This is a genomic window from Variovorax sp. N23 (assembly GCF_025486315.1).
GTDB lineage: Bacteria > Pseudomonadota > Gammaproteobacteria > Burkholderiales > Burkholderiaceae_C > Variovorax.
This window is the reverse complement of sequence record NZ_JAOOPY010000018.1, coordinates 1-13,527: the sequence shown is the minus strand read 5'-3', so window position 1 is coordinate 13,527 and position 13,527 is coordinate 1. Positions and strand designations below refer to the sequence as shown.

Sequence of the window (13,527 nt, the reverse complement as noted above, 5' to 3'; positions counted from 1 at the left end):
TCTTAGGGAGGCGCGATGACGCGACCCGATCGAAAGCCTTGCCCGGCCGCAGGGCGAAAGCGCTCAGCCGGCCAGCAGCGCGTCGACCTGGCGCAGGCCTTCGAGCGTCTTGATGCAGGCATCGGCCGCCTCGGTTCCCTTCACCGCGAAGTGCGCGTGGAAGTACTTGCGGTGTTCCACATGCTCGTGGAAGTGGTGCGGCGTCAGCACGGCCGAGAGGATCGGCACGTTGGTCTCGAGCTGCAGCGACATCAGCGTGCTCACCACCGTGTTGGCGACGAACTCGTGGCGGTAGATGCCGCCGTCGACCACCAGTGCGCAGCCGACGATGGCGGCGTAGCGGCCCGACAGCGCGAGCCGCTTGGCGTGCAGCGGGATCTCGAAGGCGCCGGGCACGGCGATCACGTCGATGCGATCGCGCGCGAAGCCCTGGCGCTCCATCTCCGCGAGGAAGGCGTGGCGCGCCTGGTGGACGATGTCGGCATGCCACTGCGCCTCGATGAAGGCGACGCGCTGCGGCTCGGTGGCCGAGATGGCCGAAAGGGGAAGGTCGTTGATCTGACTCATGGTGTGCCTCTAGAAAGCAGGTTTCCTGAATCAGGGCGCACGCAACCATGCGTCCGGTCGCACGAAGGCGCGCAGCCGGGCTCACGATGACGCGCTCTCTTTCATCCGGACTGTGACCGTCGGCCCCGGATTCCAACCGGGTCTGCTGACCCTGCAATGCATGACGCACCGCAGGCGCTCGCGGGCTTGTGCGAACGAGTCGCCGTCACCGCCGGTGGGGAATTTCACCCCGCCCTGAGAACGCATGCCCCGGCTTGCACCGGGGCGATCAGGATTCTAGGCACGCCGCGAAACGCATGCTGTCGCCCCCGCGGAAAAACCCTTGAGCGCCCCGAGATGGCTGTTCAGCGCCCTGCAAGAAAGTGCGTCATGCGCTGCATTTCGTCGTCGAGCGCCGCGCGAAACGCCGCACCCGTGGGCTTCTTGCCGGGATAGCCGAAGCTCGGTTGCAGCGATCCCGCGCGTGCGGACACGTTGGCCCAGCCGAGCACGCGTTCGTGCTGGAGCATCGGCAAGGCGTAGTAGCCGAACTGCCGCTTCGGTGCCGGCGTGTAGGCCTCGAACTTGTAGGCCCAGCCCCAGAGCAGCTCGAAGCGTCGACGGTCCCACACCACCGGGTCGAAGGGCGCCAGCAGACGCACTGCATCGTCCGGTGCGTGGCGGCGCGAGCGCGGGTTTTCGTCCGTGGGCCAGTACCAGGTCGTGCCATCGATGCGGCAACTGCCGAGCGCCTCGCGGGCTTCGCGCAATGCGGCTTGGGTCTGCGTCGCCAGATGAGGGGCGCCGTAGTTGAGCAGGCGTACGAGATAGGTCAGGCTGCTTGCGGGCAGCGGCGCGTACTTGCGTACGATCAGTTCGAGCAGCGCCGCGGCACGCAAGGCGCGGCCCGTCGGGCTGTCGTCGATCGGTGGCGAGTGGCTCACCGCCGCGTAGACCCGCGTGCCGCTGTCGCGTCGCACCACGCGCAGCATGCCGCGGTAGTGCATGCCGTCGAGCAGGTGCGTGCTGGCATTGCTGGATCCACCCCAGTAGTTGGTCATGCGGCCATGCGCAAAGTGTGCTTCGACCTCTCGCGGATGCACTTCGCCGCGCTCTCGTACGAAGGCCAGCACGTCGGCGGCCTTGCGACGTGTGGCCGCATCCCACGGCTTCTTCTTCGCTTCGCGCGGATGCAAGAGTGCGAGGTGCTCGCGCGGCAGGAAACCGTAGTTGACCAGGCAGTCCTCCTCGATGTCGAGCTTCGCGTAGCGCCGCTCAAGGTCGCCCGCACGATAGTCCTTCACGCGATGCCGCAGCGTCAGGTCTTGCGCGCGCGCCGGGGCGCGGATCGGATCGGCCTGCACGAAGCCCAGCCGCTGGATGGCGCGCGGTAGCGTGGTGGGCTTGAAGAGGGTGCGGGCGACGGCGTAGCGGCGCATGTCGTCGAGAGTGGGGTCGGGCATGTTCCCGGATTTTGCAGCGTCCTGTTTCAGGGCGGGGCCGAGGACGGCGGGTGGCCCCTTCCGCGAATGTCCCCCGCCTTCGGCTCCTCCTTGATTTCGCTGCAGGGGCCACCCACCGCCCTCGGCCCAGGACATGCCGTGTTGTTCAAGGGTGATCAGCTACAGCCCCGACCCGGCTCAGGCCGGCGGGGTGTACTGCGCAGTGAGGTCAAGGAGGAGGCCGCAGGCCGGGGGACACGAACGAAGCAGTGCACCGCGCCGGCCTGAGCCCGCCGCAGGAATCAAACGGCGCGTTTATGGCGTTCGACGCAGATGTCGAGCACATCCCCGCCATCGCGCTTCCACCAGTCGAGCATCGAGAAGATCTCCACCTCGCTGAAGCCGTCGAAGCCCGCCGCCTCGACCCAGCCGCGGATCTTCTTCAGTTCGACGATGCCGTCACCCATCATCCCGCGGTCGGAGAGAAGGTCGCGCGTTGGCGTGAGCCAGTCGCACACGTGGTACGCGAGCAAGCGCTCCTTGCCCGCACGCGCGATCTGCTGTTGCAGCTTCGGGTCCCACCACACGTGATAGATGTCGAGCGCCACGCCGAGCAGGCCGCTCTGGCCGGGGTCGAGTTCGTCGCACACATCGAGCGCGTGTTCCAGCGTGTTGATGCACGCGCGGTCGGCCGCCTGCATCGGGTGCAGTGGCTCGATGGCCAGCGGCATGCCGACCTCGCGGGCGTAGTCGAGTGATGCAGCGATGCCGTCGCGCACCTCGCTGCGGGCGCGCGCGATGTCGGTGTACGCCGCCTTGCCATCGAGCGCACCGGGCAGGGCGCCCACCACGAGCACTAGGCAGGGCGCGTTCAACGTTTTCGCTTCGTCGATGGCGCGGCGGTTGTCGTCGAGCGCTGCCTTCAGGCCGGCCGCATCGGGTGCAGGGAAGAAGCCGCCACGGCAATAGCCCGACAGGCCCATGCCGTGCGCCCTCAGCTGCGCCGCGACCTTGTCCAACCCGACGGCAGCGACCTGGTCGCGCCACGGGCTGATGGCACGGATGCCGCGTTCGGCGCACTGGTCGATGATGCGGTCGAGCGGCACCTCGACGCCGCGCTGCTTGCGCACGGTCGCGGTGTTGATGGACAGCCACTCGTGGTTCTGCGTGAAGTCGCGCATCGTCATTCCACGCCGTGGATGGCGAGCAACGTCTTCATGCGCTGCACCGCCTGCTCCGGCTTCTCCAGCACGCTGGCCGCATCGGCCAGGCGGAACAGCTCGGCGAAATGCTGCAGCGAGCGCGTGCTCTGCTGACCACCGACCATCGTGAAGTGCGTCTGGTGGCCGTTGAGCCAGGCCATGAACACCACGCCGGTCTTGTAGAAGCGCGTGGGCGCCGCGAAGATGTGGCGCGACAGCGGCACCGTGGGGCCGAGGATGGCGTGGAACTTGTCGACGTTGCCCTGCGCGAGTTCGCCGAGGGCCGAACTGGCCGCCGGTGCGATGGCGTCGAAGATGCCCAGCAACGCATCGCTCTGGCCGTGCATGACTTCGCTGCCATGACCATCGCCAGCGATCAGTTCGGCGTAATTGAAGTCGTCGCCCGTGTACATCCGCACGCCCGATGGCAGGCGACGCCGCATGGCGATCTCCTTGTCCTTGTCGAGCAGCGAGATCTTGATGCCGTCGACCTTGTCCGGGTGCGCCGCGATGATGCCGACGGCCGTGTCCATGGCGGCATCGACGTTCGACGTGCCCCAATAGCCGGCCAGGGCCGGGTCGAACATCTCGCCGAGCCAATGCAGCACGACCGGCTGCTTCGCCTGCGACAGGATGCGGTCGTACACGCGCTCGTAATCAGCCGGGCTCTTGGCCACGCGGGCCAGCGCACGGCTCGCCATCACGATCAGCTTGCCGCCCAGCTTCTCGATGGCGGCCATCTGTTCCTCGTAGCCGCGGATCACGTCGTCGACGCTCTTCACCTCGTCGAGGTTCAGGTGGTCGGTGCCGCAGCCCGAGGCGACCCGCGCACCGGGCACGTCTTTCGCGGCATCGAGCGAGCGGCGGATCAGCTCCAGCGAGGTCGGCCAGTCCAGGCCCATGCCGCGCTGCGCGGTGTCCATCGCCTCGGCCACGCCCAGGCCGAGCGACCAGAGGTGCTGGCGGTACGCGATGGTCGTGTCCCAGTCGACGGCGGCCTGCAGCCACGGATCGACCACCACGAGCGGGTCGGCGACGACGTGCGCGGCTGAGTAGGCGATGCGGTTGAACTTGACGCCGGCCGCTGGCTTCGCGGGCACGCTGCCTTTCAACGTGTAGGGTGCGAGGGACCGGTTCGCGGTCGGCAGGGTGAGGGTGAGTGCCATGGCGCTGTTCCTCAGACCTTCAGCGCGGGCACGTCGATCCAGCGGCGTTCCTTCCAGGATTCGAGCGCGGCCTCGACCAACTGCACGCCCTTGGCGCCTTCGGGCAGCGTCCACTTGTACGGCGCGTTCTCGACCACGTGGCGGATGAAGGCTTCCCACTGGATCTTGAAGCCGTTGTCGTAGACCTGCGAATCCGGGATCTCCTGCCACTGGTCGAAGAAGTTCATCGTCTGCTTCTCGTCCGGGTTCCACACCGGGCGCGGCGTGGCCACGCGCGACTGCGCACGGCAGCTCGACAGGCCGGCGACGGCCGAGCCGTCGGTGCCGTCGACGTGGAAAGTCACGAGGTCGTCGCGCCGCACGCGCGTGACCCAGCTCATGTTGATCTGCGCGATCACCGGCTCGCCGTTGTGGCCGGTGAGTTCGCAGGTGGCGTAGGCGGCGTCGTCGGCGGTCGCTTCGTACGGCTTGCCCGCTTCGTCCCAGCGCTTGGGGATGTGCGTGGTGCCCAGGCAACTCACCGACTTCACTTCGCCGAAGAGGTTGTCGAGTACGTAGCGCCAGTGGCACATCATGTCCAGGATCATCCCGCCGCCGTCTTCCTTGCGGTAGTTCCAGCTGGGGCGCTGGATCGGTTGCAGGTCGCCCTCGAACACCCAGTAGCCGAACTCCAGGCGCACGCTCAGCATGCGGCCGAAGAAGCCGGCGCGGCGCAGCATGTCGAGCTTGCGCAGGCCCGGCAGGAAGAGCTTGTCCTGCACGGCGCCGTGCTTCAGGCCCCTTGTCCTTTCGGCCTCTTCGGCCAGGCGCGCGATCTCCACCGCTTCGTTCAGGTTCGTCGCGATCGGCTTCTCGCAGTACACGTGCTTGCCGGCGCGGATCGCCTTGGCCAGCAGGGTGGGGCGCATCTGCGTGGTGCCGGCGTCGAAGAAGATCGTGTCGTCGGGGTTGGCGAGTGCGGCGTCGAGGTCGGTGCCCCAGCGCGCGATGCCGTGCTTCTTGGCCAGCGCTTCCATCTTCTCGGCGTTGCGGCCGATGAGGATCGGGTCGGGCAGACACAAGTCGCCGTTCGACAGCGTGACGCCGCCTTGCGCGCGGATGGCGCAGATGGAGCGGATCAAGTGCTGGTTCATGCCCATGCGTCCGGTGACGCCGTGCATGATGAGTCCGAGTCGTTGTGTAGCCATGGTTTCTCTGCGTGCTGAAGTGAGTGGGTGATGGGTTATTGCGGCGACAGGCCGGCGGCCTTCACCAGCTTGGCGTTGCTGCCGATCTCTTCCTTGATGTAGGCGTCGAACTGCGCGGGCTGCAAGGTCCAGGCGTCGGCGCCGAGCTTCAGAAAGCGCTCCTTGACCTCGGGCGTGGCGAGGGCCTTCACGACCTCGTCGTGCAGCCGCGTGACGATCTCGCGCGGCGTCTTGGCCGGCGCCATCATTCCGATCCAGAAGTTGAATTCGGACCCGGGCACGCCGGCTTCGGCCGTGGTCGGCACGTCCGGCAGGGCGGCGGCGCGCTTGGGTGATCCGACGGCCAGCGCCAGCAGGTGGCCTTCCCTGATCTGACCAATGACGGGCGCGATGGGCGAGAAGTAGTAGTCGACGCGGCCCGACAGCACCTCGGTCACGGCGTCGGCCGAGCCCTTGAACGGGATGTTGGTCGCATCGATGTTGGCGGCCATCTTGAACTTCTCGGCGTTCAGGTGCGTCGCGCTGCCCTGGCCGGCGGAGGCGAAGTTGATGGTGCCCGGCTTGGCCTTGGCGGCGGCCACCAGGTCCTTCAGCGTCCTGATGTTCTTCGACGGCGAGATCACCAGTGCGTTCGGCAGCGTGGAGATCGGCGTGATGCCGGCGAAGTCGCCCACGGTGTCGAAGGGCAGCTTGGCGAAGGTCGACGGGCTCACCGTGTGCGAGGACGAGTGGATCATGACCGTGTAGCCGTCCGGCGCGGCCGTGGCCACGGCCTGCTGGCCGATCGTGCCGCTGGCGCCGCCGCGGTTGTCCACCACCAGCGTCTGACCCATGCTCTGGCCCATCTTGTCGGTGATGGCGCGGGCAATGATGTCCGTGGTGCTGCCGGCCGCGAAGGGCACGATCACGCGGATCGGTTTGCTGGGGTAGCCGTTCTGCGCGAGCGCGCTGTGGGACGTCAGGGCCGCGAGGCACGCCAGCGAGGCGGCCGCGGCGATGCGGGCGGAAGGGGTCATGAAGGTCTCCGTTGGTTTTCTGGGCGCACCCGTGCAGGCGTCGGTGAACCTGGTAATTCACCAATTGGTGAATTGAGGGCAATTCTCGGCCGGTGGCGTGCGACGGTCAATTGCCGTGCGGAAGGTCGGGATCAGGGATTTCCCGAGCGTCGAGCGCTCGGCCGGGTGGCGCTCAGTAGGCCGCGCCCATGGCATCCCAGCGGATGCCTGCGCCGCGCTCGCCGGTGGCGAAACCCGTTGTGCCGAGCGACGACAGGTCGATCTGCCCATTGACGATGCGCAGGCGCACCGCGCCAGCGCTCTCGGCGTACAGCGCCGGGTGCAGCGCGGCGAATGCGCGTTGCTCGTCCACCGGCAACGCTGCCATGCCGTCGACGTAGTGGTGGCCGTTGCGCTCGACATGGTCGAGCCCGAGCCAGCCGACGAGCGCCAGGTCCTGCTGCAGCCCGACACCGGCCTGCATCGTGAGGTCTTCGCCCGAGAGGAACAGCGACCCGCCCTGCGCGCGGGCCTGCGCACAGCGCGCCGCATTGACGATCGACTTGTAGAAGCCCTTGCAGCTCTTGCTCGACACGCCGGTGTAGCCGAGCGCGCGGGCCTGCATGAAGCTCTCCAGCGTGGCGTCGGATTCGTCGACCAGCAGCGGGATGCGGGCCGCGGCGGCGCGCACGTCGCGGTCCAGCGCATGCGCCCGCTGGATGGGCTGCTCGATGAACACCGTCTTCGTGGCCATCATCTTCAGGCGCGGCGTGGCGAGGAAGGCATCGAGGAACTGCGAGAAGGCCGCGACGTCCGCGTACTGCTCGTTGCCGTCGAGCGTGACCAGCACTGCGTGCGCGTCGATCACCTCGGCGATGCGCGTCAGGCGGTCGATGTCGGTGCGCGTGTCGCCCGACAGCTTGAGCTTGAAGTGGCGATGGCCGTAGCGTGCGATGGCGGCTTCGAGCGAGGCGGGCAAGCCGTCGTGCGGGTCGGCATTGCCGAGGTCCGCATCGCGGATGGCATCGGCCAGGCCGACGGTGTGGCGCGCGGCGATCGAGGTGCGTCCACGCTGTTGTGCCAGAAAGCCATCGAGGTCGAAGACATGCAGGTCCGGCGCGAGGTCATGGCGTGCCAGATCGATGCCGGCGATGTTGTGGGCCGTCGCGTCGCCGAAGCCGCAGCCCCTGTGCAGGCACACGGCGTCGAGCACGGCACGGTCGATCAGTGCGGGGCCGTAGCTGGCCACCAGCGGCCCCAGGCCCTGGCGCAGGCCCATTGCGAGCACGTCCTCGTAGTGCTCGGCGAAATGGTCCCATGCACGCTGGGCCGCAGCGGGCGTCGTGTAGGCCTCGCGCGCATTGCGCAAGGCCTGGCGCAGCTGCTCGAAGTTCTGTTCGTTCGACAGTGCCGGGTTCTTGTCGAACCACTTGGGGATCATCATCTCCGCCGCGCAGCCTTCGCTGGTGCGGCCGTCCTCGAAGCGGATGCGCGCACGCACGTAGACCTGCGGGCAGGCGGTGACGGTCACCGCGCCGAAGCGGAAGGGGAGTCGCAGCCGCACCTCGCGTTCGGTGAAGCGGATGTCGTCGACGTGGAAGCGGGGCGCCGCAGGGGCCATGGTTCTGTCTCCACCGCATGCGACGCGCGCCTGAGGCTCAGTGGTCGAGGATGCCTTGCGAGAAGAAGTGCGCGCGGATCGTCTTGGCGTACTCGCCGAAGGCGGCGGAGCCCATGATGTCCAGCGGGCGCTCGCGCGGCAGCGCGATGTCGTAGACGGCAGCGATGGTGCCGGGCCGCTCGCTCATCACGATGACGCGGTCCGACAGGTACACCGCTTCGGGGATGCTGTGGGTGATGAGCATCACCGTCTTGCCCGATGTCGCCCAGATGCGGCGCAGCTCGAGGTTCATCTTCTCGCGCGTCATCGCATCAAGCGCGCCGAAGGGCTCGTCCATCAGCAGCACGGTCGGGTCGTGCAGCAGGGCGCGGCAGATCGATGCGCGCTGCTGCATGCCGCCGGACAGTTGCCAGGGGTACTTGCCCTCGAAGCCTGTCAGCCCGGCCATCGCGATCAGTTCGGCGGCCCGCGCGCGCGCCGCGGCCATTGGCAGGTGGCGGATCTCGGCCTGCAGCAGGATGTTGTCGAGCACCGTGCGCCAGGCCAGCAGCACCGCGCTCTGAAACACGATGCCCACGTCCTTCTGTGCGCCCCGGATCGGTTTGCCCGACAGCGTGAGCGCGCCGGCCGTGATCGGCAAGAGGCCCGCCACCATCTTCAGCAGTGTGCTCTTGCCGCAGCCCGACGGTCCCACGACCGAGACGAACTCGCCTCTGCGGATGGCGAAGACGAGCGGCTTGAGCGACTCGACCGGGCCGTCCTTGGTGGCGTAGACCTTGGTGACACCGCGGGCTTGGATCAGGACATCGTCGGACATGGGCAGTGTGCGGCTCGAGGATCAGTTCGTGGGCAGGAAATCGAGGGTCACGTAGTCCTCGGGCTTGCCGCGCGTGGCGGCGTCCATGCCGCCGTACTGCACCAGCAGGTCGAGCGAGTCGTTCACGTTCTTCATGCTCACGCGGAACGGGCGCTGGTTGGCGGTTTCCTTGGTGTGGTACAGCGCCACGCTCTGCTTCATGCCGACGATGAGCGTGTCGCGCACGCCGGCCTTGGGGTTGGCCTTGAGCATCGCGTCGACCGCGGCCTCGGGGCTCTTCTCGGCGGCTTCCGCGGCCCTGGTCGACGCGCGCATGAAGCGCTTCACCAGGTCGGGGTTCTCTGTCAGCAGGTTTTTGTTGGTGATGATCCCGGAGCTGATCTGGTTGACGCCCGAGTCGGCGAAGCGGATCGGCGTCACCGGCTTGCCGGTGGCGTCCTGCAGCTTGATGGCCTGGTCCATCACGTAGCCCAGCAGCAGATCGGCCTGGCCGTTCATCACGGCGTTGAGCTTGGTCTGCCCGTCGCCCGAGACGATCTTCACCTGGTCGGGCTTGATGTCGTTGACCTTGAGGAAGAGCGGCCACATCTGCGACATCGAGTCGCCCGGCGTGGTCGCCACCGTCTTGCCGATGATGTCTTTGGGCGTCCTAATGTTCTTCTCGGTGAAGCCCATCACCGACATCGGGCTCACCTGGAACAGCACGCCCGTCGACTTCAGCGGCGCCCCCTTGGCGGCGGCCTTGATCATGGTCGTCACGTCGATGTAGCCGAAGGTCGCCGACTTCGCCGCCACGGCCTGCGCCGTGACCGCCGAGCCGCGGCCTTCCTGAATGTCGAGGTCGATGCCTTCCTCGGCATAGAAGCCGCGCTCCTTGCCCAGGAAGAAGGGGGCGTGCTCGCTGTAGAGGTACCAGTTGAGCATCAGCGTGACCTTCTCGGGCGCCTTGGTTTGCGCGTGGGCCGGTGCCACGGCCATGACCACCGCGGTGGTGGCGGCGGCGATCAGTGTGGGGAGCAGTCTCTTCATGGTGTTGTCTCCGGTTGTCTGTGTGTAGGAATGAAGAAGGGCGAGCCTTACTGCACCTGCCGTTGCGAGGCGTGCCAGGGAATCATCAGCCGTTCGGCCAGGTCGACGGCGACGAACAGAACCACGCCGATGCTCGACAGCACGACGAGCGCGGCGAACATCAGCGGCAGGTCGAAGTTGCCGTTGGCCACCTGCAGCACATAGCCGATACCCGAGTTGGAGCCGACGAACTCACCCACCACCGCGCCGACGACGGCCAGCGTGACCGACACCTTCAGGCCGCTGAAGATGGCGGGCATCGCCTGCGGCAGGCTGATCTTGAAGAAGGTCTGCAGGCGGCTCGCGCCCATCGAGCGGGCCAGGTCGAGCATGTCGGGCTCGACCGACTTGAAGCCCATCACGGTGGAGACCACCACCGGGAAGAAGCCCAGCAGGAAGGCCGAGATCACCTTCGGGAAGATGCCGAAGCCGAACCACACGACGAACAGCGGCGCGATCGCGACCTTCGGGATGCTCTGCGAGAACACCAGCAGCGGATAGACATACGACTCGACGAGGCGCGAGTAGGCGATGACCATCGCGATCGGAATGCCGATGACGATCGTGAGCCCGAAACCACCGAGCGTGGCGAGCGTGGTCTTCCAGCTCTCGCTCAGCAGCCGCGGCCATTCGGCGATGAGCTGCTTCACGACCTCGAGCGGCGGCGGGATCAGGTAGGCCGGAATCTTGAACAGGCGGATGGCGAGGTCCCAGAGCACCAGGAGCACGACGATGAGAAAGAACGGGCGCAGGGCCGGTTGCAGCAGAAGTCTGCGAAGCATCGAGCGTTGTCTCCGGGGGACGCGCGCGTCACGTCGACTGCGCGCTTAAATCACCAATTGGTGAATTGTTGGAGCGCGGCCGATGCGGTGTCAACGACACCTAGGGAAAGCACGGGGCCGGTGCGCGTCAGCGCAGCACGTAGCCGAGCACGAGCTCCGTCATGTGCGACAGGCGCGTGGCCAGCGCCTTGGGGCTGCGCAGGTCACGCCCGAAGATGGCCGACAGCGTGGCGTTGTTCGACAGGTAGAAGTAGCAGATCGAGGCGATCGAGATGTAGAGCTGGATCGGGTCGACGCCGTCGCGGAACAGCCCTTGCCGCCGGCCGCGTTCGAGCACGTCGGCCAGCAGTTGCACCAGCGGCGAGTTCATTTCCTGGATACGCGCGGACTGCTTCAGATGCACCGCCTGGTGCAGGTTCTCGCTGTTGAGCAGCGTGATGAATTCCGGGTGCTCGAGGTAGTAGTGCCAGGTGAAGGACACGAGTTGCCGCACCGCTTCGACCGGGTCCATGGCGTCGAGATGCAGCGCCTGTTCGGCCGCGCGGATGTCGGCATAGGTGCGTTCGAGCACCGCGAGGAACAGGTCGTCCTTGTTGCCGAAGTAGTAGTAGATGAGCCGCTTGTTCACGCCGGCCTGCTCGGCGATGCGGTCGACGCGTGCGCCTGCGAAGCCGCACTGCGCGAATTCGCCGAGGGCCGCGCCGAGGATGGTGAGCTGCGACTTGTCGGCGTCGCGCAGGCGCGGGGGCGAGGGTGGGGAGGCCATGGTTCTGGTGCTGACTAACCGGGACGGGAATTATGGAGGCGCCCTTCGGCGAGGGCGGCAGGCACGTCACGATAATCCGGCTTCCTCTCAACACGCATCGCATCCTTCCATGAGCGCACAACAAGCGGGCCGCCTGATCGTCGAATGTCTCATCGCGCAGGGCGTCGAATGCGCCTTCGGCGTGCCGGGCGAAAGCTATCTGGCCGTGCTCGACGGCTTTCATGCGCATCGCGACCGCATCCGCTTCATCGTGAACCGCCAGGAGGGCGGTGCCGCCTTCATGGCCGAGGCGCACGGCAAGCTCACGGGCCGGCCGGGCATCTGCTTCGTGACGCGCGGACCGGGCGCGACCAATGCGTCGATCGGTGTGCACAACGCCTTCCAGGACTCGACGCCGATGGTCCTGTTCGTCGGCGACGTCGGCAGCGACTTCCGCGACCGCGAAGCGTTCCAGGAGGTCGACTACGGCAGCTTCTTCGGCCCCAGCACCAAGGGCTTCGCCAAGCGCGTGGAGCGCATCGACGATGCCGACCGCATCCCCGAATACATCGCGCGCGCCTTCGCCACCGCGATGAACGGCCGGCCCGGGCCGGTCGTGCTGGTGCTGCCCGAAGACATGCTGCGCAGCATGACGAGTGCGCGGCCGCTGGCGCGGGTCGAGGCCGTCGAACCCTGGAGTGACCCGGGTGCGCTGCGCACCTTGCGTCAGTTGCTGATGAAGGCGCAGCGGCCCTTCGTGATCGCCGGCGGCGGCGGCTGGACGCCGCAGTCGGCGCAGGCGCTGCAACGCTTCGCGGAGAACTGGCGGTTGCCGGTCGGCAACGCCTTCCGCTACCAGGACATCTTCGACAACCACCACCCGCTCTACGCCGGTGATGTCGGCATCGCGATCAATCCGAAGCTCGCGGCGCGCGTGAAGGCGGCCGACCTGATCATCGCCATCGGCCCGCGTCTGGGCGAGATGACGACCAACGGCTACACGCTGCTCGAAGCGCCGAAAGCGAAGCAGACGCTGGTGCACATCCACGCCAGTGCGGAAGAACTCAACCGCGTGTACCAGGCCGATCTCGCGATCAACGCCGGCATGAGCGCGGCGGCGCGCAGCCTCGAGGTGCTCAGCGCGCCGCCCGAGTTGCCGTGGGAGGCGTGGACCGCCGCGGCGAATGCGGACTACCGCGCGAACCTCGAGCCGCAGCCTTTGCCGGGGTTGCCTGTCGATGCGCCGCGCGGCGCCGTCGACATGGCCGCGGTGGTGATGCTGCTGCAGAAGCACCTGCCCGCCGATGCGGCCATCACCAACGGGGCTGGTAACTTCGCGAGCTGGGTGCACCGCTTCTTCCGCTACCACGGCCTCGCGAAGGGCCACAAGACGCAGCTCGCGCCCACCAGCGGCGCGATGGGCTACGGCGTGCCGGCGGGCATCGCGTGCAATCTCACGACAGGCCGCACGGCTTTCACGATCGCGGGCGACGGTGATTTCCTGATGAACGGGCAGGAACTGGCGACGGCCGTGCAGCATGGCGGCAAGAGCATCGTCGTGCTGCTCAACAACGGCATGTTCGGCACCATCCGCATGCACCAGGAGCGCGAGTACCCGCTGAACGTGAGCGGCACCGCGTTGGCAAACCCGGACTTCTGCGCGCTGGCGCGTGCCTATGGCTACGCCGCGGAGAAGGTCACGGCCACCGAGCAAGTCGAAGCCGCGTTGCTGCGCGCGCTGGCAGCCGACACGGGCACCCTGATCGAGATTCCCCTCGACCCCGAAGTGATCACCACGCGCGGCACGCTGAGCGCGATCACGAAGGCTGCGCAGGCCCAGGGCTGAGACAGCGCCGAACGCCGGAGGCAGGAGAAGGCAGTGACCCGTCCTGAATAGCGTTGACACCTCAGGACGATAGGAACACTGCCGGAGCTACCCGGCCAAGGACGCCCGAT

Annotated in this window: 12 protein-coding genes and 1 riboswitch; of the genes, 1 reads left to right on the top strand and 11 read right to left on the bottom strand. The window is 67.3% G+C overall.

The genetic code is table 11. From position 1 onward, the window contains the following. Positions 1-63 precede the first annotated feature (63 nt). The 11 genes from N8A90_RS22005 to N8A90_RS21955 form a co-directional block, all read right to left on the bottom strand. Complete coding sequence (locus N8A90_RS22005; RefSeq protein ID WP_262077343.1) at positions 64-567, bottom strand: 6,7-dimethyl-8-ribityllumazine synthase; 504 nt, start codon at positions 565-567, stop codon at positions 64-66. An 89-nt stretch (positions 568-656) separates the two neighbouring features. After that, positions 657-813: riboswitch (FMN riboswitch) on the bottom strand. Between the two features lie 98 nt (positions 814-911). Further along, positions 912-2,009 carry a DNA glycosylase AlkZ-like family protein gene (locus N8A90_RS22000; RefSeq protein ID WP_262077342.1) on the bottom strand — a complete coding sequence of 366 codons (1,098 nt, stop codon included), beginning with the start codon at positions 2,007-2,009 and terminating at the stop codon, positions 912-914. 281 nt (positions 2,010-2,290) lie between these two features. Next, a complete protein-coding gene (locus N8A90_RS21995) occupies positions 2,291-3,169 on the bottom strand; it encodes a sugar phosphate isomerase/epimerase family protein (RefSeq protein WP_262077341.1) in 879 nt (292 codons plus the stop codon). Between the two features lie 2 nt (positions 3,170-3,171). Continuing rightward, positions 3,172-4,356, bottom strand: a complete 1,185-nt coding sequence (locus N8A90_RS21990) for a dihydrodipicolinate synthase family protein (RefSeq protein ID WP_262077340.1) — start codon at positions 4,354-4,356, stop codon at positions 3,172-3,174. Between the two features lie 11 nt (positions 4,357-4,367). After that, positions 4,368-5,543, bottom strand: coding sequence for a Gfo/Idh/MocA family protein (locus N8A90_RS21985; RefSeq protein WP_262077339.1), 1,176 nt, complete (start codon positions 5,541-5,543; stop codon positions 4,368-4,370). A 35-nt stretch (positions 5,544-5,578) separates the two neighbouring features. Next, positions 5,579-6,559 carry a tripartite tricarboxylate transporter substrate binding protein gene (locus N8A90_RS21980; protein ID WP_262077338.1) on the bottom strand — a complete coding sequence of 327 codons (981 nt, stop codon included), beginning with the start codon at positions 6,557-6,559 and terminating at the stop codon, positions 5,579-5,581. A 172-nt stretch (positions 6,560-6,731) separates the two neighbouring features. Beyond that, positions 6,732-8,159: an enolase C-terminal domain-like protein gene (locus N8A90_RS21975; RefSeq protein ID WP_262077337.1), complete on the bottom strand. Its 1,428-nt coding sequence runs from the start codon at positions 8,157-8,159 to the stop codon at positions 6,732-6,734. A gap of 37 nt (positions 8,160-8,196) precedes the next feature. Next, the gene (locus tag N8A90_RS21970) at positions 8,197-8,976 is read right to left on the bottom strand and encodes an ABC transporter ATP-binding protein (protein ID WP_262077336.1); all 780 of its coding nucleotides are present in this window, start codon (positions 8,974-8,976) and stop codon (positions 8,197-8,199) included. A 21-nt stretch (positions 8,977-8,997) separates the two neighbouring features. Next, positions 8,998-10,005, bottom strand: a complete 1,008-nt coding sequence (locus N8A90_RS21965) for an ABC transporter substrate-binding protein (RefSeq protein WP_262077335.1) — start codon at positions 10,003-10,005, stop codon at positions 8,998-9,000. A gap of 47 nt (positions 10,006-10,052) precedes the next feature. Beyond that, a complete protein-coding gene (locus N8A90_RS21960) occupies positions 10,053-10,826 on the bottom strand; it encodes an ABC transporter permease (RefSeq protein WP_262077334.1) in 774 nt (257 codons plus the stop codon). Positions 10,827-10,953: 127 nt separating this feature from the next. Then, positions 10,954-11,592, bottom strand: coding sequence for a TetR/AcrR family transcriptional regulator (locus N8A90_RS21955; protein WP_262077333.1), 639 nt, complete (start codon positions 11,590-11,592; stop codon positions 10,954-10,956). A gap of 109 nt (positions 11,593-11,701) precedes the next feature. Here N8A90_RS21955 and N8A90_RS21950 point away from each other — a divergent pair, with 109 nt between their 5' ends. Further along, positions 11,702-13,417: a thiamine pyrophosphate-binding protein gene (locus tag N8A90_RS21950; protein ID WP_262077332.1), complete on the top strand. Its 1,716-nt coding sequence runs from the start codon at positions 11,702-11,704 to the stop codon at positions 13,415-13,417. Positions 13,418-13,527 lie beyond the last annotated feature (110 nt).

Coding starts and splice junctions, on each gene's coding strand:
- N8A90_RS22005 (WP_262077343.1), bottom strand. CDS start 567: ATGAGTCAGATCAACGACCTTCCCCTTTCGGCCATCTCGGCCACCGAG.
- N8A90_RS22000 (WP_262077342.1), bottom strand. CDS start 2,009: ATGCCCGACCCCACTCTCGACGACATGCGCCGCTACGCCGTCGCCCGC.
- N8A90_RS21995 (WP_262077341.1), bottom strand. CDS start 3,169: ATGCGCGACTTCACGCAGAACCACGAGTGGCTGTCCATCAACACCGCG.
- N8A90_RS21990 (WP_262077340.1), bottom strand. CDS start 4,356: ATGGCACTCACCCTCACCCTGCCGACCGCGAACCGGTCCCTCGCACCC.
- N8A90_RS21985 (WP_262077339.1), bottom strand. CDS start 5,543: ATGGCTACACAACGACTCGGACTCATCATGCACGGCGTCACCGGACGC.
- N8A90_RS21980 (WP_262077338.1), bottom strand. CDS start 6,559: ATGACCCCTTCCGCCCGCATCGCCGCGGCCGCCTCGCTGGCGTGCCTC.
- N8A90_RS21975 (WP_262077337.1), bottom strand. CDS start 8,159: ATGGCCCCTGCGGCGCCCCGCTTCCACGTCGACGACATCCGCTTCACC.
- N8A90_RS21970 (WP_262077336.1), bottom strand. CDS start 8,976: ATGTCCGACGATGTCCTGATCCAAGCCCGCGGTGTCACCAAGGTCTAC.
- N8A90_RS21965 (WP_262077335.1), bottom strand. CDS start 10,005: ATGAAGAGACTGCTCCCCACACTGATCGCCGCCGCCACCACCGCGGTG.
- N8A90_RS21960 (WP_262077334.1), bottom strand. CDS start 10,826: ATGCTTCGCAGACTTCTGCTGCAACCGGCCCTGCGCCCGTTCTTTCTC.
- N8A90_RS21955 (WP_262077333.1), bottom strand. CDS start 11,592: ATGGCCTCCCCACCCTCGCCCCCGCGCCTGCGCGACGCCGACAAGTCG.
- N8A90_RS21950 (WP_262077332.1), top strand. CDS start 11,702: ATGAGCGCACAACAAGCGGGCCGCCTGATCGTCGAATGTCTCATCGCG.